The sequence below is a fragment of the Pseudomonas fluorescens group sp. PF-69 genome (genome assembly GCF_054481235.1).
In genome coordinates this window covers 3,620,654-3,640,755 of sequence record NZ_JBTMNC010000001.1, presented here as the reverse complement: position 1 = coordinate 3,640,755, position 20,102 = coordinate 3,620,654, and the positions used below count along the sequence as shown (strand labels likewise).

13 protein-coding genes are annotated in these 20,102 nt (G+C 56.2%); 9 read left to right on the top strand and 4 right to left on the bottom strand.

What is annotated here, in order from left to right:
• Positions 1 to 117: 117 nt before the first annotated feature.
• Positions 118 to 3,606 carry a chromosome segregation protein SMC gene (gene smc, locus ACX3YF_RS16945; protein ID WP_130203617.1) on the bottom strand — a complete coding sequence of 1,163 codons (3,489 nt, stop codon included), beginning with the start codon at positions 3,604 to 3,606 and terminating at the stop codon, positions 118 to 120.
• 2 nt (positions 3,607 to 3,608) lie between these two features.
• A complete protein-coding gene (locus tag ACX3YF_RS16940) occupies positions 3,609 to 4,268 on the bottom strand; it encodes a GntR family transcriptional regulator (protein ID WP_288095764.1) in 660 nt (219 codons plus the stop codon).
• Between the two features lie 268 nt (positions 4,269 to 4,536).
• On the opposite strand from ACX3YF_RS16940, the gene xdhA reads away from it, so the two are divergent.
• The 4 genes from xdhA (at position 4,537) to guaD (ending at position 10,710) form a co-directional block, all read left to right on the top strand.
• A complete protein-coding gene (gene xdhA / locus ACX3YF_RS16935; protein WP_458973959.1) occupies positions 4,537 to 5,991 on the top strand; it encodes a xanthine dehydrogenase small subunit in 1,455 nt (484 codons plus the stop codon).
• The gene (xdhB, locus tag ACX3YF_RS16930; RefSeq protein WP_448647252.1) at positions 5,984 to 8,383 is read left to right on the top strand and encodes a xanthine dehydrogenase molybdopterin binding subunit; all 2,400 of its coding nucleotides are present in this window, start codon (positions 5,984 to 5,986) and stop codon (positions 8,381 to 8,383) included. The genes xdhA and xdhB overlap by 8 nt, the downstream gene beginning before the upstream one ends.
• Before the next feature lie 139 nt (positions 8,384 to 8,522).
• A complete protein-coding gene (gene xdhC, locus ACX3YF_RS16925; protein WP_458973958.1) occupies positions 8,523 to 9,380 on the top strand; it encodes a xanthine dehydrogenase accessory protein XdhC in 858 nt (285 codons plus the stop codon).
• A gap of 25 nt (positions 9,381 to 9,405) precedes the next feature.
• Positions 9,406 to 10,710: a guanine deaminase gene (gene guaD, locus ACX3YF_RS16920; RefSeq protein WP_458973957.1), complete on the top strand. Its 1,305-nt coding sequence runs from the start codon at positions 9,406 to 9,408 to the stop codon at positions 10,708 to 10,710.
• Positions 10,711 to 10,890: 180 nt separating this feature from the next.
• Here the strand turns inward: guaD and ACX3YF_RS16915 are convergent, their stop codons facing one another.
• Positions 10,891 to 11,655: a GntR family transcriptional regulator gene (locus ACX3YF_RS16915; protein ID WP_047531465.1), complete on the bottom strand. Its 765-nt coding sequence runs from the start codon at positions 11,653 to 11,655 to the stop codon at positions 10,891 to 10,893.
• A gap of 293 nt (positions 11,656 to 11,948) precedes the next feature.
• Between ACX3YF_RS16915 and ACX3YF_RS16910 the strand changes: the two genes are divergently transcribed.
• Complete coding sequence (locus tag ACX3YF_RS16910; RefSeq protein ID WP_288095781.1) at positions 11,949 to 13,142, top strand: benzoate/H(+) symporter BenE family transporter; 1,194 nt, start codon at positions 11,949 to 11,951, stop codon at positions 13,140 to 13,142.
• 135 nt (positions 13,143 to 13,277) lie between these two features.
• On the opposite strand, the gene ACX3YF_RS16905 is transcribed toward ACX3YF_RS16910, so the two are convergent.
• Entirely contained in the window at positions 13,278 to 13,580 is a 303-nt protein-coding gene (locus tag ACX3YF_RS16905; RefSeq protein ID WP_458974845.1) for a 50S ribosome-binding protein YggL, read from the bottom strand.
• A 73-nt stretch (positions 13,581 to 13,653) separates the two neighbouring features.
• Between ACX3YF_RS16905 and ACX3YF_RS16900 the strand changes: the two genes are divergently transcribed.
• From ACX3YF_RS16900 to ACX3YF_RS16885, 4 genes are read left to right on the top strand one after another with little or no spacing between them, the layout of a single operon-like run.
• On the top strand, positions 13,654 to 15,978 hold the full coding sequence (locus ACX3YF_RS16900; protein ID WP_458973956.1) for a hypothetical protein: 2,325 nt from the start codon (positions 13,654 to 13,656) through the stop codon (positions 15,976 to 15,978).
• On the top strand, positions 15,962 to 18,055 hold the full coding sequence (locus ACX3YF_RS16895; protein ID WP_458973955.1) for an integrase: 2,094 nt from the start codon (positions 15,962 to 15,964) through the stop codon (positions 18,053 to 18,055). Before ACX3YF_RS16900 ends, ACX3YF_RS16895 begins: the two co-directional genes overlap by 17 nt.
• A gap of 14 nt (positions 18,056 to 18,069) precedes the next feature.
• Complete coding sequence (locus ACX3YF_RS16890) at positions 18,070 to 18,675, top strand: hypothetical protein (RefSeq protein WP_458973954.1); 606 nt, start codon at positions 18,070 to 18,072, stop codon at positions 18,673 to 18,675.
• The gene (locus tag ACX3YF_RS16885; RefSeq protein ID WP_458973953.1) at positions 18,672 to 20,096 is read left to right on the top strand and encodes a tyrosine-type recombinase/integrase; all 1,425 of its coding nucleotides are present in this window, start codon (positions 18,672 to 18,674) and stop codon (positions 20,094 to 20,096) included. Before ACX3YF_RS16890 ends, ACX3YF_RS16885 begins: the two co-directional genes overlap by 4 nt.
• Positions 20,097 to 20,102: the final 6 nt, after the last annotated feature.

Below are 20,102 nucleotides of genomic sequence, written 5' to 3'. Positions count from 1 at the left end.
GACATTAAACTAGCACGACCAAAGGCAACTTTATAGGGCCGCGCAATCACAAGCATCAAGCTTCAAGCTGCAAGCCGCCTCGCTTGCAGCTTGAAACCTGCAACTTGCAGCCGGCCCTCAGGCATCGACCATCGCCATCGCCTCCTCGACATCGACAGCCACCAGACGCGAGCAACCAGGCTCGTGCATCGTCACCCCCATCAGTTGATCGGCCATTTCCATGGCGATCTTGTTGTGGGTGATATAGATGAACTGCACGGTCTGCGACATCTCTTTGACCAGCCGTGCGTAGCGTCCAACGTTAGCGTCATCCAGTGGTGCGTCAACTTCATCGAGCATGCAAAACGGCGCCGGGTTCAACTTGAATATCGCAAAAACCAGGGCCAGTGCGGTCAGGGCCTTTTCGCCACCAGAGAGCAAATGGATGGTGCTGTTCTTCTTTCCTGGCGGCTGCGCCATGATCGTCACCCCTGTATCGAGTAGATCTTCGCCCGTCAGTTCCAAATACGCGCGGCCTCCACCGAAAACTTTCGGGAAAAGTGCCTGTAAACCGCCATTGATCTGATCAAAGGTATCTTTAAAGCGGTTACGGGTTTCCTTGTCGATCTTGCGAATCACGTTCTCCAGCGTGTCGAGCGCTTCGACCAGATCATCGTTCTGCGCATCCAGATAACGTTTACGCTCCGATTGTTGCTGGTATTCGTCGATGGCCGCGAGGTTGATCGCACCCAGGCGTTGAATCCGCGCGGCTATGCGTTCGAGTTCTTCCTCCGCGTTCTTCTCACTGGCGTCGGGCGTCAGCGTGGCGAGTACGCCGTGCAAGTCATAACCGTCTTCCAGCAACTGGTCCTGCAAGGCCTTGCGGCGCACGGTCAGGGCTTGCCATTCCATACGCTGGGTCTCGAGCTGACTGCGAATCAGCTGGGACTGTTGTTCGGCCTGGGTACGGCGCTTCTCGGCCTCGCGCAGTTCGCGGTCGGCATCTTCCAGGGCGATCTGCGCGGTCTTGAGTTCTTCGTCGACGGTCATGCGCTTGTCGAGCAGCTCTTCAAGTTTCAGGCGCAGCTCTTCCAGCGGCGCCTCGCCCTCCTCCAGATTGAGGCTCAACTGCTCGCGTTTTTCGGTCAGGCGCTCGGACTGCATTTCCAGACGCTCCAGCGCCTGACGCGTCGAATCGTGCTGGGCCTTGAGCGAACCCAATCTCACCGCCAGTTGATGGGCGTGATCCTTGTGCTGGCGCGCTTCCTGCCGCACCCGGTCAAGGCGTTCACGCAAGCTGTCGCGCTGGGCCAGCAGCAACTCGCGCTGCTCGGTGTCCAGCGCCATGGCGTCGAGAGCTTCCTGCAATTGCAGGCGCGCTTCGCCGATGCTTTCGTGCTCCAGAGCCCGTTGTTCACCCAACTCCTCGATTTCTTCATCAAGACGTGTGCGGCGCAAGGTCAACTGCTCGGCCTTGGCTTTTCCGGCCGACAACTGGGCTTTCAATTCGCCTTGTTGACGGGCTTCGTCTTGCAGCAAACGGCGCAAGTGTTCGCGTCCGTTCTCCTGCTGACGCTGTTGCGCCCGCAGGTTTTGCAATTCGGTTTCCAGGGTCTCGACCGCCGCTTCGCGCTCTTCGCGCTCCAGGCCCAGTTTCTGGATTTCCTGACCTCGGGCCAGCATGCCGCTTTCCGCTTCGCTGGCGCGGCGCACCCGCAAAAAGTGCCGGCCGACCCAGTATCCGTCGCGGCTGATCAGGCTCTGGCCGACCGCCAACTGGCCACGCAAGGCCAGCGCCTGCTCCAGACTGTCGACCGGTTTGACCTGTCCCAGCCACGGCGACAGATCGATCTGCGCCTCGACCTTGTCGAGCAGACTGCCCGGCACCCGCACGCCATCGGTCGCGGGGCTGAGCAAACGCAGGTCGCCCTGAGCAAACCCGGACAAATCGAAATCGTTGAAATCATCCACCAGCACGGCTTGCAGGTCGGCCCCGAGCACGGTTTCCACCGCCAGTTCCCAACCCGCTTCAACCTTCAAGCCTTCGGCCAGACGCGGGCGATCGGCCAGATGTTGATCACGCAACCATTCAGCGGTGCCGGTGCCCGGATCCAGGGCGGCTTGCTGCAAGGCTTCCAGGGAAGCCAATCGACCATTGAGGCGCTGCAAATCGCCCTGGGCCTGCTGCTGCGCCGTCAGCGCTTGCTGCAATTGCTGACGCAGTTGCTCGAGCTTTTCGACCTGGGCTTCTTCACTGGTCTGCAAATCCTCAAGGGTCGCCTCGGATTCAGCGAGCTGTTCGCTGAGCTCCATGATCGCCGCGTCTTCCGGGTCCGCCGACAGCAAGGCGCGCTCTTCGCCAAGACGCTTCTGGCGATCGGCCAGACGCTCCAGGCTGGTTTCCAGCTGCTGGATTCGTGACTGCTGGACTTCAGCCTGACGTCGAGGTTCGGCGGCGGTGAGGTTGAACGTGTCCCACTGCTCTTGCCAGCCGTGCATGGTGGTTTCGGATTCTTCCAGCGCGGCGGCGGCTTCTTCGGCGGCGGCGCTGGTGACTTCCTGCTCGGGGGTGAGCATGTCCAGCTCTTCGCCGAGGGTCAGCAGCAAGGTGCGGTCGTGGCCCAGGTGAGATTCGGTCTCCAGGCGCGCGCGCTCGGCTTCTTTGAGATCGTCCTGCAGTTGGCGCAGACGCTGCTGACCGTGCTGGATGCTCTGCTCGACCCGGGCGATGTCGCCGCCGACCGAATAGAAACGCCCCTGCACCAGATTGAAGCGCTCTGAGAGGTCATGATGCCCGTCACGCAGGCGCTCGATGCTCGCGTCGGCATTGCGCTGCTCAGCGACCAAGGCCTCAAAGGAAATTTCCTGGGTGCCGATGATCGCTTCGCGCTGGCCGACCTGGTCGTTCAGATCCTGCCAACGCAAGGCTGACAGTTGAGCCTTGAGCTGCCGCTCTTCGCCTTTGAACTCCTGATACTTCTTGGCGGCCTCGGCCTGACGGTGCAAGCGTTCGAGCTGGCGTTCAAGTTCTTCGCGCAGGTCGGTCAGGCGCGCAAGGTTTTCGTGGGTGCGACGGATACGGTTTTCGGTCTCGCGCCGGCGCTCCTTGTACTTGGAAATGCCCGCCGCTTCTTCGATGAAGTTGCGCAGGTCCTCGGGCTTGGACTCGATCAGCTTGGAGATCATCCCCTGCTCGATGATCGAATAGCTGCGCGGGCCCAGGCCGGTACCAAGGAATATGTCGGTGATGTCGCGACGCCGGCATTTGGTGCCGTTGAGGTAATAGGTGGTCTGGCTGTCGCGGGTGACTTTGCGGCGAATGGAGATTTCCGCATACGCGGCGTATTCACCGAGCAGCGTGCCGTCGGAGTTATCGAACACCAGTTCGATGCTCGCCTGACTCACCGGTTTGCGGCTGGTCGATCCGTTGAAGATGACGTCGGTCATCGACTCGCCGCGCAGGTTCTTGGCCGAGCTCTCGCCCATCACCCAGCGTACGGCGTCGATAATGTTCGACTTGCCGCAGCCATTGGGCCCGACGACCGCCGCCATGTTACTGGGGAAGTTCACCGTGGTCGGATCGACGAAGGACTTGAACCCCGCCAGCTTGATGCACTTGAGCCGCACGCTTAAGCGTCCGTCAGGGCAGAGACCACCAGATCGCAGCTGCGCTGGGCGTAAGCCGTCAGCACCAGGCGAATCTGCGCAAAGTCACGGGCGATCACGGCGGCAAGCAGGCGTTCGAACAGTTCCAGAAACTCGCTCATCGACGCTTTGCGCTGATCCAGGGCGAGGAAATAGGCACGGCTCATCGCCGGTTGCAGATTCTCGACGGTTTCCTGCAAGTACGGGTTGTTGGCAAACGGATACGCGGCGCGCATCACGCTGAAACTGTCATCGACGAAGCTGCGAATGTCCTGGCGCTCGAAATCGCTGCTCAGGCGCTGCTGGATCTGCACGAACGGCGCCAGGTCGGCCTGGACTTGCCAGCCATTGGCCACCGCATTGCCCAGCAGGATGTACATTTCGCTCATCAGCGTGCACAGGCTCTTCACATTGTGCGCGGTGAGTTCGGTGACATGGGCGCCACGTCGCGGCAGGATCGCGATCAGGTGCCGGCGTTCAAGGATCAGCAAGGCCTCGCGAACCGAGCCGCGACTGACATTGAGCGCCAGCGTGACCTTCTGTTCCTGGATGCGCTCTCCGGGCTTCATTTCGCCGCGAATGATCCGTTCGGCGAGGTGGTGAGCGATTTGCTCGGCGAGGCTGTCCGGCGCCTTGAACGTCATGGTTGTCCCTTCAAACTCTTCGATCTGTACAAGCGGCGCAGTGTAGCGCAATTGATACGACATGGCGCAGGGCCTGCCCGGTGGTTTTTGGCACGATTCGCGCAAAAAAGCAGGCTATCCCACAAGGGTCAATAATGAAGAAACCGGTTGTCGATCGACAAAATGCCTTTTCCTGACCTTTAAGTCAGAAAATCATTGACCGAAAAGTCAGACCTGCTAAATTCGGTTCAAGTCGGTTAACAACAATAATGAGTCTGCGAGGTCTTCCGTGATCCAGTTTTTACTAAACCAGGAACTCCGTAGCGAGCACGCCCTGGACCCGAACCTGACCGTGCTCAACTATCTGCGCGACCATGTGGGCAAACCCGGCACCAAAGAAGGCTGCGCCAGCGGTGACTGCGGCGCCTGCACCGTGGTGGTCGGCGAGTTGCAAACGGATGACGAGGGCCGCGAACACATTCGCTATCGCAGCCTTAATTCGTGCCTGACCTTCGTGTCGTCCCTGCACGGCAAGCAACTGATCAGCGTCGAAGACCTCAAGCACAAAGGCGAGCTGCACAGCGTGCAGAAAGCCATGGTCGAGTGCCACGGTTCGCAGTGCGGTTTTTGCACGCCTGGCTTCGTCATGTCGCTGTTCGCCCTGCAAAAGAACAGCACCGAACCCGACGCCCATAAAGCCCACGAAGCCCTGGCTGGCAACCTCTGCCGCTGCACCGGCTATCGCCCGATCCTGGAAGCGGCCCAACAGTCCTGCTGCGCAAAACAGCCCGACCAGTTCGATGCCCGTGAAGCCGAGACCATTGCCCGCCTCAAAGCCATTGCCCCGACCGATATCGGCGAACTCAACAGTGGCGACAAACGTTGCCTGGTGCCGCTGACGGTGGCCGACCTGGCCGACCTCTACGACGCTTATCCACAGGCCCGCCTGCTGGCCGGTGGCACGGACCTGGCGCTGGAAGTCACCCAGTTCCATCGCACGCTGCCGGTGATGATTTACGTTGGCAACGTCGCCGAAATGAAACGCATCGAACGCTTCGACGATCGCCTGGAAATCGGTGCCGCCACGGCCCTCTCCGACTGCTACGACGCCTTGAAAGCCGAGTACCCGGACTTCGGCGAATTGCTGCAGCGCTTTGCCTCCTTGCAGATCCGTAACCAGGGCACCCTCGGCGGCAACATCGGCAACGCCTCGCCCATCGGCGACTCGCCACCGCTGCTGATCGCCCTCGGCGCACAAATCGTCCTGTGCAAAGGCGAAACCCGCCGCACCCTGGCGCTGGAGGATTACTTCATCGATTACCGCGTCACTGCCCGTCAGGAAAGCGAGTTCATCGAGAAGATCATCGTGCCGCGCGCCAGCGCCGAAAAACTGTTCCGCGCCTACAAAGTCTCCAAGCGCCTGGACGATGACATTTCGGCCGTGTGTGCCGCCTTCAACATTCGCCTGGAAAACGGCATGGTCGCCGAGGCCCGCGTGGCATTCGGCGGCATGGCAGCCATTCCGAAACGTGCCGCCACCTGTGAAGCCGCGCTGCTTGGCGCGCCTTTCAACAACGCCACGGTCGAACGCGCCTGCGCAGCCCTGGCCGAAGATTTCACACCGCTCTCGGACTTCCGCGCCAGCAAGGAATATCGCCTGCTCAGCGCGCAGAACCTGCTGCGCAAATACTTCATCGAACTGCAAACACCGCACATCGAGACTCGGGTGACCGCTTATGTCTAATCATCACGCCGTAGAGAAGACCCAGGCCGAACTGGCTGAACTGTTCGCCAAGGACCTGACCACCGGTGTCGGCCGCAGCGTCAAGCATGACAGCGCCGCCAAGCATGTGTCCGGTGAAGCGCAGTACATTGACGATCGCCTGGAATTTCCGAACCAGTTGCACGTGTACGCCCGCCTGTCGGACCGTGCCCACGCAAAAATCATCAGCATCGACACTGCGCCCTGCTACGCCTTCGAAGGCGTGCGCATCGCCATCACCCATGAAGACGTACCGGGCCTGAAAGACATCGGCCCGCTGTTGCCGGGCGACCCGCTGCTGGCGATCGACACGGTGCAGTTCGTCGGTCAGCCGGTGGTCGCGGTTGCCGCCAAAGACCTGGAAACCGCGCGCAAGGCCGCGATGGCCGCGATCATTGAATACGAAGATCTCGAGCCGGTGCTGGATGTGGTCGAAGCCCTGCGCAAGCGCCACTTCGTACTCGACAGCCACACCCACCAACGCGGCGATTCAGCCACCGCGCTGGCCACCGCTGAACATCGCATCCAGGGCACGCTACACATTGGCGGCCAGGAGCATTTCTATCTGGAAACCCAGATCTCTTCGGTGATGCCGACCGAAGACGGCGGCATGATCGTCTACTGCTCGACCCAGAACCCCACCGAAGTGCAGAAACTGGTGGCCGAAGTGCTGGATGTGTCGATGAACAAAATCGTCGTCGACATGCGCCGCATGGGTGGCGGGTTCGGCGGCAAGGAAACCCAGGCGGCGAGCCCGGCGTGCCTGTGCGCGGTGATCGCGCACCTGACCGGCCAGCCCACCAAGATGCGCCTGCCACGTGTCGAAGACATGCTGATGACCGGCAAGCGTCACCCGTTCTACGTCGAGTACGACGTCGGCTTCGACAGCACCGGCCGCCTGCACGGCATCGCCCTGGAACTGGCCGGCAACTGCGGATGCTCGCCGGACCTGTCGGCCTCTATTGTCGACCGCGCGATGTTCCACTCCGACAACTCGTATTACCTGGGCGACGCGACCATCAACGGTCACCGCTGCAAGACCAACACCGCTTCGAACACCGCTTACCGCGGCTTCGGCGGCCCGCAAGGCATGGTCGCCATCGAAGAAGTGATGGACGCCATCGCCCGGCACCTGGCCCTCGACCCGCTGGCGGTGCGCAAGGCCAACTACTACGGCAAGACCGAGCGCAACGTCACTCACTACTACCAGACCGTCGAGCACAACATGCTCGAGGAAATGACCGCCGAACTGGAAGAAAGCAGCCAGTACGCCGAGCGCCGCGAAGCGATCCGTCGCTACAACGCCAACAGCCCGATCCTGAAAAAGGGCCTGGCGCTGACCCCGGTGAAATTCGGCATTTCCTTCACCGCCAGCTTCCTCAACCAGGCAGGGGCCCTGGTGCACGTCTACACCGACGGCAGCATCCACCTGAACCACGGCGGCACCGAAATGGGCCAGGGCCTGAACACCAAAGTCGCGCAGGTCGTGGCCGAAGTGTTCCAGGTGGAAATGGACCGCGTGCAAATCACCGCGACCAACACCGACAAAGTGCCGAACACCTCGCCAACCGCCGCCTCCAGTGGCGCCGACCTGAACGGCAAGGCTGCACAGAACGCCGCCGAAACCATCAAGCAGCGCCTGGTGGAATTCGCCGCGCGGCAATACAAGGTCAGCGAAGAAGACGTGGAATTCCACAACGGCCACGTGCGGGTTCGCGATCACATCCTGACCTTCGAGGCACTGATCCAGCAGGCGTATTTCGCCCAGGTGTCGCTGTCGAGCACCGGCTTCTACAAGACCCCGAAAATCTACTACGACCGCAGCCAGGCCCGTGGTCGTCCGTTCTACTACTTCGCCTTCGGCGCGGCGTGCTGCGAAGTGCTGGTCGACACCCTGACCGGCGAATACAAGATGCTGCGCACCGACATCCTGCACGACGTCGGCGCCTCGCTGAACCCGGCCATCGACATCGGCCAGGTCGAGGGCGGTTTCATCCAGGGCATGGGCTGGCTGACCATGGAAGAGCTGGTCTGGAACAACAAAGGCAAGCTGATGACCAACGGCCCGGCCAGCTACAAGATCCCGGCCGTGGCGGACATGCCGCTGGACCTGCGGGTGAAGCTGGTGGAAAACCGCAAGAACCCGGAAGACACGGTGTTCCATTCCAAGGCCGTGGGCGAACCGCCCTTCATGCTCGGTATCGCCGCGTGGTGTGCGATCAAGGACGCGGTGGCCAGCCTGGGCGACTACAAGCATCAACCGAAAATCGACGCACCGGCGACCCCGGAGCGCGTGCTGTGGGGCTGTGAGCAGATGCGCCAGCTGAAGGTGGCGAAGGCTGTCGAGGCTGAAACCGAGTTGGCCTCGCTCTAGGACCGAGGCGCTGCCATCGCTGGCAAGCCAGCTCCCACAGACAGGCGCTGAATCGCGTTTATGCGATCGACGCAAACCCTGTGGGAGCTGGCTCGCCAGCGAAGAGGCCCGAACAGACAACGAAGATGTCGAGGTGAACATGTACAACTGGATCGACGCCCTCGCCGACCTGCAAAACCAAGGTGAGCCCTGCGTGTTGGTGACCATCATCGAAGAGCTCGGCTCGACGCCGCGCAATGCCGGCTCGAAAATGGTCATCAGTGCCAGCCAGACGTTCGACACCATCGGTGGCGGGCACCTGGAATACAAGGCCATGCAGATCGCCCGCGAGATGCTCGCCAGCGGCAAGCAAGACACCCATCTGGAGCGCTTCAGCCTCGGCGCCAGCCTCGGCCAGTGCTGCGGCGGCGCCACCGTATTGCTGTTCGAACCGATGGGCCAGGTCCAGGCGCAGATCGCCGTGTTCGGCGCCGGCCATGTCGGCCGCGCACTGGTGCCGCTGCTCGCCAGCCTGCCCTGCCGGGTGCGCTGGATCGACTCGCGGGAGGATGAGTTCCCGCAACAGATCCCCCACGGCGTGCGCAAGATCGTCAGTGAAGAACCGGTGGATGAAATCGATGACCTGCCCGCCGGCAGTTATTGCATCGTCATGACCCACAACCACCAGCTCGACCTGGAACTCACCGCGGCGATCCTCAAGCGCAACGATTTCGCTTACTTCGGCCTGATCGGCTCGAGGACCAAACGGGTGAAGTTCGAACATCGCCTGCGTGAGCGCGGGTTCGACAGCAGCGTCGTGCAACGCATGCGCTGCCCGATGGGCATCGGCGAAGTCAAAGGCAAGCTGCCTGTGGAAATCGCCATCTCCATCGCCGGCGAAATCATCGCCACCTATAACGCCAATTTCGGCCAGCAGATCGCCAGCGCCGAACCGATTGCCAAACTGCTGCCCGTGTCGCGCCGCAGTCAGGCCACAAAACTGAAAGCCTCAAACTGATGAGCTTCATAAATAGAGAATGACCATGCCTCTGACTCGCAAAGCCTACCACGCCGCCATTCTGCACAGTATTGCCGACCCCGCCGAAGTCGGGATCGAAGCCTCCTACGAGTATTTCGAGGATGGCCTGCTGGTGGTGGATAACGGCCAGATCAGCGCCCTCGGCCACGCCAGTGAATTGCTGCCGACCCTGCCATCGGACATCGAGATCAACCATTACCAGAATGCCCTGATCACCCCGGGCTTCATCGATACCCACATCCACCTGCCGCAAACCGGCATGGTCGGCGCCTACGGTGAGCAACTGCTGGATTGGCTCAACACCTACACCTTCCCGTGCGAGCGCCAGTTCGCCAACAAGGCTCACGCCGACGAAGTCGCGGACATCTTCATCAAGGAACTGCTACGCAACGGCACCACCACGGCGTTGGTGTTCGGCAGCGTGCATCCGCAATCGGTGAACTCGTTCTTCGAAGCCGCCGAACAGCTGGACCTGCGGATGATCGCCGGCAAGGTCATGATGGACCGCAACGCCCCGGATTATCTGACCGACACCGCCGAGTCCAGCTACGTCGAAAGCAAGGCGCTGATCGAGCGCTGGCACGGCAAGGGCCGCCTGCACTACGCGGTGACCCCGCGCTTCGCCCCGACCAGCACCCCGGAACAACTGACCCTCGCTGGCCAGTTACTGACCGAATACCCCGATCTGTACATGCAGACCCACATCAGCGAGAACCTCAAGGAAATCGAGTGGGTCAAGGAATTGTTCCCGGAGCGCAAGGGCTACCTGGACGTCTACGATCACTACCAGTTGCTGGGCGAGCGCTCGGTGTTTGCCCACGGCGTGCACCTGTGCGACGACGAGTGCGCGCGCCTGGCCGAAACCGGGTCGGCGATTGCGTTCTGCCCGACTTCGAACTTCTTCCTGGGCAGTGGCCTGTTCAACCTGCCGATGGCCGAGAAGCACAAGCTGAACGTCGGCCTGGGCACCGATGTGGGCGGCGGCACCAGTTTCTCGCTGCTACAGACCCTGAACGAAGCGTACAAGGTGATGCAACTGCAAGGTGCGCGCCTGAGCCCGTTCAAGTCACTGTACCTGGCGACCCTCGGCGGCGCCCGCGCCCTGCGCCTGGAAGACAAGATCGGCAACCTGCAACCGGGCACGGACGCAGACTTCCTGGTGCTGGACTACAACGCCACGCCATTGCTGGACTATCGCCTGAAACAGGCCAACAACATTGCCGAGACGTTGTTCGTGCTGATGACCCTGGGGGATGACCGGACGGTGCAGCAGACGTATGCGGCGGGGAATCTGGTGCATCAGCGCTGAGTTTTCTTCGGGCATAAAAAATCCCCCGCCGCTTTTCAGCCCGGGGGATTTTTATTGCCTGTCAGTCCGTCATCGCTGGCAAGCCAGCTCCCACAGGGGCCGAGGTGAATTGCAAGTTTTTGTAAACACCGAAGATCATTGTGGGAGCTGGCTTGCCAGCGATAGAGGCGACGCGGTCCGTCAGATTTTCGCCGGCGACCGCCCCGGCTTCTTGGTCTGCAACAAATGCGAAAACACCGCATGCAAATCATCCGACGCACTTTCTTCGTCAAGGTTGAGCTTGCTGTCGATGTGATCCATGTGATGCATCATCAGGTCCACCGCCAGTTCACCGTTGCGCGCCTCGATGGCGTCGATCAACTGGGTGTGCTCGTCGTAGGAACAGTGGGAACGGTTGCCGCTTTCGTATTGGGCAATGATCAGCGAAGTCTGGGACACCAGGCTGCGCTGGAAGCTGATCAACGGGGCGTTTTTCGCCGCTTCGGCCAGTTTCAGGTGAAATTCGCCCGACAGGCGGATGCCCGCACCGCGATCGCCACGGGAGAAGCTGTCGCGCTCGTCGTTGACCATCTGCCGCAATTCGGCGATCTGCTCGGCAGTGGCGTGCTGCACCGCCAGTTCGGTGATTGCGCGCTCTACCAGACGCCGGGCCATGAACACCTGGCGCGCCTCTTCGACACTCGGGCTCGCCACCACCGCGCCGCGATTCGGACGCAGCAGCACCACCCCTTCATGAGCCAGACGCGACAGCGCACGGCGAATGATGGTGCGGCTGACCCCGAAAATTTCCCCCAGCGCTTCTTCGCTCAACTTGGTGCCGGGCGCCAGACGCTGTTCGAGGATGGCCTCGAAGATATGCGCATAGACAATATCGTCCTGGGTACCGCTGCGGCCGGCTTTGCCTGCTCGCGGTTGTTTCTTGAGGGGCTGCAACTGTTCGTTCATGGGCACTCGAGTCGGGAGAACTGCGGCGAATTGACCGTGACTGTAATACGGCACAGTGGGTCGCTGGCAAGTATCGCGTAAAAAACACTGTGATTGTACACAATGGATGGTGGCAACACGACTGTATGGCTATTTGTTGCTTCCGCTGTACTGCAACGGTTGGTTACGTTTGAGTTTAGGCTTAATCAGCAAATTGGGTGCGTCGTCCCCGCACAAGCGCTCTTGTGGCGAGGGGGCAAGCCCCCTCGCCACAAGACCCTTTAAAGCTTCCTCAGTACAAGGAACCCACCGTCATGAACGACGCCACGCACACGCAACTGCGCCCATGGGCCGATACATCACCTTCGGCCATCGTCGCCGGTTTCATCGCCATGATGACCGGCTATACCAGCTCCCTGGTGCTGATGTTCCAGGCCGGGCAAGCGGCCGGCCTGACCAGCGGGCAGATTTCGTCGTGGATCTGGGCGATTTCCATCGGTATGGCGGTGTGTTCCATCGGTCTGTCCCTGCGCTATCGCACGCCGATTACCATCGCCTGGTCGACCCCCGGTGCGGCGTTGCTGATCACCAGCCTTGGCGGCGTGAGCTATGGCGAAGCCATTGGTGCCTACATAACCTGCGCGGTACTGGTGACGATTTGCGGGCTGACCGGCAGCTTCGAACGCCTGGTGAAAAAGATCCCGGCGTCGTTGGCCGCCGCGTTACTGGCCGGGATTCTGTTCAAGATCGGCAGCGAGATTTTCATCGCCGCGCAGCATCGCACGGCGCTGGTGCTGGGTATGTTTTTTACCTACCTGGTGGTCAAGCGCCTGTCGCCCCGCTACGCCGTACTCGGGGCATTGCTGATCGGAACAGCGTTGTCGGGGTTCATGGGCCTGCTGGACTTCAGCGGCTTTCACCTGGAAGTGGCCACGCCGGTCTGGACCACGCCGCACTTCACCCTGGCCGCGACCATCAGCATCGGCATTCCCCTGTTCGTCGTGGCGATGACCTCGCAAAACATGCCCGGCGTCGCAGTGTTACGCGCCGATGGCTACACCGTGCCGGCCTCGCCGCTGATCACCACCACCGGCATCGCTTCGCTGCTGTTGGCGCCGTTCGGCTCCCACGGGATCAACCTGGCCGCCATCAGCGCAGCGATCTGCACCGGGCCGCATGCCCATGAGGATCGCAACAAGCGCTACACGGCAGCGGTGTGGTGCGGGATTTTCTACGGGATCGCCGGCGTTTTCGGCGCAACGCTGGCGGCCTTGTTCGCGGCGTTGCCCAAGGAGCTGGTGCTGTCGATTGCCGCACTGGCGTTGTTTGGCTCGATCATCAATGGCCTGAGCATCGCCATGAGCGAGGTGAAGGAACGGGAAGCGGCGCTGATCACCTTCATGGTCACGGCATCGGGGCTGACGCTGTTTTCCATTGGCTCGGCGTTTTGGGGGATTGTCGCGGGGGTGGTGACGCTGATGATTCTGAACTGGCGCAAGGCCCTGTAGGAGCGAGCTGGCTCGCGATGGTCGTCAACGATAACGCTGGAAACATGACACCCCGCAGCGCTCTCAGGTTCATCGCGAAGAGGCTCCCTCTTACAAAAAAAAACGGCGACCCTCAGGTCGCCGTTTTTTTGAACATCATGCTACCGGATTGATCGGCTTTTCCGGGTACCAGACGTCGATCAGCGGGCTGACAGTCGCTTCGGTCAGTTCACTGCGGCCCTTGAGCCAGGCTTCAACAGCAGCACGCTGCTCTTCGGACACCGAGCCACGCTTCTGCAGGCAAACCAGACCGAAGTCGTCGCCGCCAACATAGCCCAGACCGTTGGCTTCCATGGCTTCTTTGAGGAACGCGTCGAGGAAAGCATCAATGGCTTCATCAGCCAAATCTTCTTTGAAATCCAGGTTCAGTTCGAAACCCAGCTCCTGGCTTTTGCTAATTTGACAATCTTACCATTTTTGCCTAGACCTATATTTGCCGAACTTACAGCCAGCCTAGAGGCGCCTGACAGAAATGGCAATCATCAAAAATAGGCTGTTCAGGCTGCGTCGGTACCCCTTTCGCGCTATCGATGAACAAGCGCTCACGCTGCTCTGTACCGCAGCGGCGGACGTCCGCGAAGCCGAAGGTGCGCATCCGATGGGCGCTGTACATGTCTTGGAATGCGTCTGCGACTTAGCGGGCGAACGCTTCACTCTAAGCACCTTACTTTCATCTGAGGCTCAGCGACTTTACGATCTTTTCTGTTCTGCGATTCATTCTCAAAGTTTCGCAGAGTTAAAAAAAGCAAAACGTCTGGCGTTTTGCCGATCCCTTAGAGAAACACTGAATAGCGCGCGCATATTAGAAGCCGATCGTCCTCCTATAATCTGGGATCATAGCCGGTACCCGGAGTACGCCCCTCAATGGGAGAACCTCAATAGCGTACTTGACCCCATGAAGGTGGCCTATTGGAGCGGCTGGCCAATTGAGAATAGAGATGGAGAGACAAAGTATCTCCCATTGGAAAAACTTTGGAATTCACATGGCGAGAAATACACCGAAGGCTTTCATCTAGGGATAAGCACGCGTATGGAAGGAGCGACTGGGGCTCCAAATTTTATGTTCGGCGTAATGCTAGACTTCCTAGATAAAAATCAAAAACAATGGCCATCTGATACCTTCCACGACCCGCTAAGAATACATGACTTTTTTGCGGCGATGATGGAGCACTACTTCCTAGGTATCTCTGAAGACGACCCAGTCCTACCCAGCATGAAAAAAAGCTGGAATAGATTTATCGGTCAAGTATACAGCAGCTTTATCGACTCCAGAATCTGGTGCACCCCTTACCTCCAGCTCTCATTGACTGACGCCAGAGCAATCCAGGGCAGCACCACCCATGTCAAAAAAAACCGCCAAGGGATAACTGTACGAACGAAGCTAGTTACTCACATCCCCATATATATCACTGAGCAAGAAGCGGTTGAGAAATTAATATTCACCATTAAGGACGAGATCCAGACGATCAGATCATGGGCAACACAGCAGACATTAGAAATAACCCAGCGTTTCAAAAACGGAAAGAAACTTGCCGCATCAGGAAAATGGCTCAATACCGCGTGCGATAATTTTTACGACGACAACTTCATTAACAACATGGCAGCAGCATTCGAAAAATATTTCTACTTGCTACCTGTCTCAAACTTGCGCCTTTCCTACACCAGAAGATCCGGAGAAAATATTTCAACCCCTGAGATAAGTAGAGCCCTTGGCATACCCACAACCCGAGACCTTTATCCATTTCAATGCTTGCTTATTTTGGAACACCCTTTTATCACGAATCATTTTCTTGAGAATTTCAACCTGTGCAACAAAAATGGGAAACAAACCGGTGTTATCGCTGAAGGGGGAAAAACATATCTGGTTGTCGGCAGCGAATCCACTCTAATCTCTGGCCTCAAGAGGCGCAAAGGCGTGAAACGCGGACGGCAAAAGGTTGAACTTTCTGAGACAGCAGCGAGCATCCTCTCAGATGTCATCACCATCACACAGCCAGCTAGAGACTATCTTCGTTCGATAGGAGATGAGAATGCTCGGAAACTCTTCATTGCCAGCCCGTACTGCGTCAACAAGCCGATCCCTGCTGGAATTCCACGTTGGAACAAGACAACACTCAACTACCCCAGCAGCCTTGCTCTTCTTCAGCAGTTTCACCCACATACGAAGCTCCGAGGTGAGGCGCTGAAAGAGTTTTTGTCACGAATATCACCATCAACGATTCGGGCGTCAAGGTGCGTTGAGGAGTATCTAATCACTGGCAGCACAGCCCTCATGAGCGAATGCCTGGGGCACGAGGAAGAAGACAGCATATTATTGGAAACCTATCTACCCGAAATCTTCGTTCAATTTATCGAAGGGCGCGGCATTCGGGTGATGCACAAGGCGATGATTTGCCACGCCCTTAGAAACAGTCCATTTCTTGTTGCAGGGGCTAACTTCGACTCAATGGAAATATTGGGGGAGTTTCTTAACAACTACGCCATCAAAGAACTTCCGGGATTCCTTAGAGATCCCGAGGGCGAATTGCAAACGCTGGACGATACCGAAGCCGAGGTGTTGGTGAAGATGGGTGTAGGGAGCCTGACTGCCCTGATCTCCTTGGAGCAAGCTGTAAGAAACGTCAAAGACAGACGCTTGGTTAAGGAATCAGCAAAGTACTGGGCACGACTGACGCCCCTGATCGTGAAAGATATTGAAGAAGGCACGGACGGCTTACTTAAAGAGCATCTAAAGACGGCGAGAGTTTTTGCCGATCCTCACCGGATGGAGAAGATCATCTATGCAGAACCAGAGTAGCCTGAGCTTTTTAACGCAAGCTGTGCGAGATCCGAAGGAGAAACTTCGGAAGGTCTGGTGGCTACTATCAGATTTTGACGCCCCTGTCTGGTCGGTTTCTTTGGATTATAAAACACCCGATACGATTGATTGGGGAGTGACGCTTGACGATCAAAGCTTACTTACCGATGAAAAAAACAAGAAACTGTTCACGAGCTTGAGATATTTTCTCGCCGCCTCCACCGAGAATTTATCCCGAAAATTGAACCGGGCACCGAACTCCATTGCCTCGCAGCGACAAGACTTTAATACTGCCATACATGTAATTGATAGCATTTTGATGAACGCTCAGCAGTTTGAATTAGCCAGATACGGCTTAGCAGGCATTAACAAGAACAACCTAAAACAACTACTATATGACTATTCAGCATCAAATTCTATTGCTGAGTCCGTTTATAAATTTTCTACCAAGGCCAGTATATTTTGCCTTCAATTAACTTTAGAAACGCCCCGCGACATCATTGAAAACATCCTCCAAACAACCCCTAGCCTCTCAGATATAAGTGAGTCAATCTTAGAGGAAAGCAAGTTTGAGTTCTCCACAAACGTAATTCCCTCAATAAGAGCTGCCTTGTTGTTTCATGGCTACTACATTGGACACAACGCAGCAGGCTACACCGTAAATACAGCTAGGATAGCAAAAAATATTTATCCGAACACTTTACGAAAGCAAGTAGTAAAATCACGCATTCACATCCTTTCGTTCTACCCAGAGGAGCCCGCTTATCGCAGAGAGCTTCCCGCCGTTCCGGTTCGCAGTACAGTGAGTGATGGCATCACGCTTGGTGTCTATAGTAAATTTCGTCAAAAGTTGTGCTCACTCGGAATCCTACATGCTCTAGACCTAGATGCGCCACCACACGCCGACTTGTTAGCTATCGAGCAATTTACCGTCGAACTACTACCGACACAGCGCTACCGCTTAGTACCGAGCGAAGTAATTTTTGACCAACTTAAAAACTGCATCGAGTTTCATTTCAAATATGGACGATTGATTCTAGATGGCTATTGCAAACTGGCAAGGCATTGTATGGTATCCGGATTAAGCATGGACGTACTGCCGATAGAACAATTTCAGAACATTATCGGCCCAGAGCTTACCTCTATTGGGGTGACTCAGTTGGGGCTTGCTTGCCGAAATCGAAGCGACACAGACGGAACAGGAAAGAAAGCCCGAAAACTTAAGAAAAGGTCATTTTACACTAATTTACGAGCCAACAAAGGATTGCTTGAGTTAATCAGTATATATATTGGATGTGTACAATTCGTGGTTGGTGTCCTGATGGCAAGGCGATCAGTGGAACTCATAGAACTTCCTGCTCTGAAATGCCTAGACAAGACCATGGAGTGGTTAATCATCGACCTTGCGAAAACGTCTCAGGGTCTGTGGGGCCTAAGGGACAAACAAGCTCGGCCAATTGACCAGTTAGGTGTTCAGATGATCCGCGAACTGCAACGAATGCAGCGCTATCTGAAGAAGATTGGATTTATTGACAAATATACTACACTGTTCGCTACACCCAACCACCTTAGCGGCATGATCTTGCCACCTGCCTCCATATTCTCGTTCAGCCGAAACCTTGACTTTTTGTTCGATTATTTCGAGATCCCAACAAACAAATCTGGACAGCGCTACTATATCCGCCAACACCAACTCCGAAGATTTTTCGCGCTTCTGTTCTTCCATTTTTTTGATGGTGCACGAATCAACGGACTGCGTTGGCATTTGGGACACGCTGATATCACCCATGTTTGGCATTACATCAATCAAGTGGTTGACGGCGCAAGTTTGCGAGGCGCTAGAGCACAGTACGTCGTTGAAAAAATCATGAGAGGCAAACAAAAAAACTATACTGAGCTTGCAGAGTTCTTTGAAAAACACTATGGGATCAGCGATTTTACGCTCGTTGACGATGTCCAGGCCGACAAGTACATTCAAGATCTTCTTAAGAAAGGGAACCTCACCGTTGAGCCTGAATTCTTCACCGACGAAAATGGAACCAAAATGGAAGTCATTGTAAAAATCGTCCACATCTAGCGGGGCGTAGAAAAATGAGACAAAAAATAAACAAATCCAAACAAATTGAAGATTCTATATTAGCCACCATAAAGCTACTTGAGATAACAATAACAACACCTAATCAATTCATCGACCACACAATCATTCGCCACGCCCTCAAGAGCCAAGGCGGAGTTGCCTCACTTGAATACACGTTTGATGCGGACGACACATCTTATTGCATCAAACCTCTGAGCATTACCACTTTAAAATCCAAGATATCAACTATCAGCGAAGGTTTAACCTGGGAAACGTTCGATCAGCTGCGCGTCCAAGCACATGACGCAATTGAACATGCCGCAGAGAAAAAAACGCAAGGACAAAAAGAAACCAAGATCGGCCTAAAGGAATCTCTAGCCGATGCAGGCGAAAACCTGGAGAAACAGAGAGAAATCAACTTCAGATTACTCCAAGCCATTGGCCAAGCCGTCACGGCTTTGGAAAGCATAAGTTCGACCTCTGATGGAGACCTTCGAGTCAAGCGCGCCCGTGACGCTATAGAAATGATACTTAGATGCTTAAGCCTAAATGAGTTTCCTTTCAATAAAGTTGAGCGAACTGCCAGCATACTCACCTTGCACCAGGAAAAGAAACCATGAAAGTTGCAGGGGAAAAACAACTTTACACACCGCTGCCTAAACTCAAACTCTTTAGTTACTATGTCATTGATAAAGTCTATACAAAAGAAAGCTCTAACCTTCCCTTTATCACCTGGCCAGACGGAACACCGTGCACACCAGCCAATCTATATATGCTGAAGCTTCGTGATACCGGCAATAGACGCGGCGGCCTTCTCTCCAGGCGGGGGAAAAAAGGTGGCACCATAGGCGACTACGCGGGAAAAATTTCTCAGCTTATTAGATTTTGCTACAACATCGGAAAAACATTCCTCGAACTGAACGACTCGGACTTCACGAAATTCATGTCTGCCGTACGCAAGCAAAGATATAAAGACAGCATTAAGCAGCGCCAGAAGAACTCCGAGACTACAAATAAAACTGGACAGGTATGCTTGAGGTTTTTGCAATTCTTGGGAATTTATAGCAACCAACCTAATTTTGTTGCCCCACTTGGCATTATCAATGTCACATTTAGATGGTCAACTCGTGTCGGCAGAAATGGGCAAATATACAAGACTGAAACAATCCATCATCATTCGTTCTCTATTGGCGGTGACGCTGGAGATACCCGAAACCCCATCAGCGACGGCTCCATCCAGTTGTTAAGGAATGCGGTTGATTCTGCCAAAACGTCAGAGTTCTTGAAATCCCGGCGACATCTGCAAATGAGTTTCTTGGAATATGCAGGGCCCAGACGCGGCGAGTTGGCTGAGGTGACGATCGCTGCAATCAATGAGGCCTTCGCTATGGAAGAGCCCATGTTAACAATGACCACTCTAAAAAAAGGCGTACCCGCAATTCGGAAGGTACCGGTCTCAAAGATGCTCCTACGCGAAGCTCGAAAACATGTAAAATTCCATCGCAAGGAAGTTATCGCCAAGTACACAAAATCAGGCAAACCTGATCACGATCTTCTATTTATATCGGAAACCTCGGGCAGACCTCTGCTAGATACGACTACCACAAATGAAATAAACAAGCTAGCGAAGGCAGCGCATATGCGCGAGCAGGTCTGCCCACACATGTTTAGACATGCTTTCTGCACCAACCTTTTTGTTATTCTCTTCGAGCGCCACAAGTTTAGATCCGATAAAGAATTTGAAATTCGCTTACTTAGCGATGAGGCATTTCTCGGCGAGGTTAAGCAATACGCGGGACATAGTGCTCTTGAAACATTGCGCGGCTATATCAAAACCGCCTATGCTCGCATCAATAAAATTCCGGAGACTGTGAGCATTGTTCAGCTAGCCATGCTCCAACAACAGTTTGAGTCGCACATGCTTCGGTTGCTCACAGAACTGGATAATGGGCTTGATCCTCAAGAATTCAGCTCAAGAGCCCGGCAACTCATTGCGGACAAGAATGTAGATTTTGCTAATGCAACGAAGATTGGTGATTAGCACATT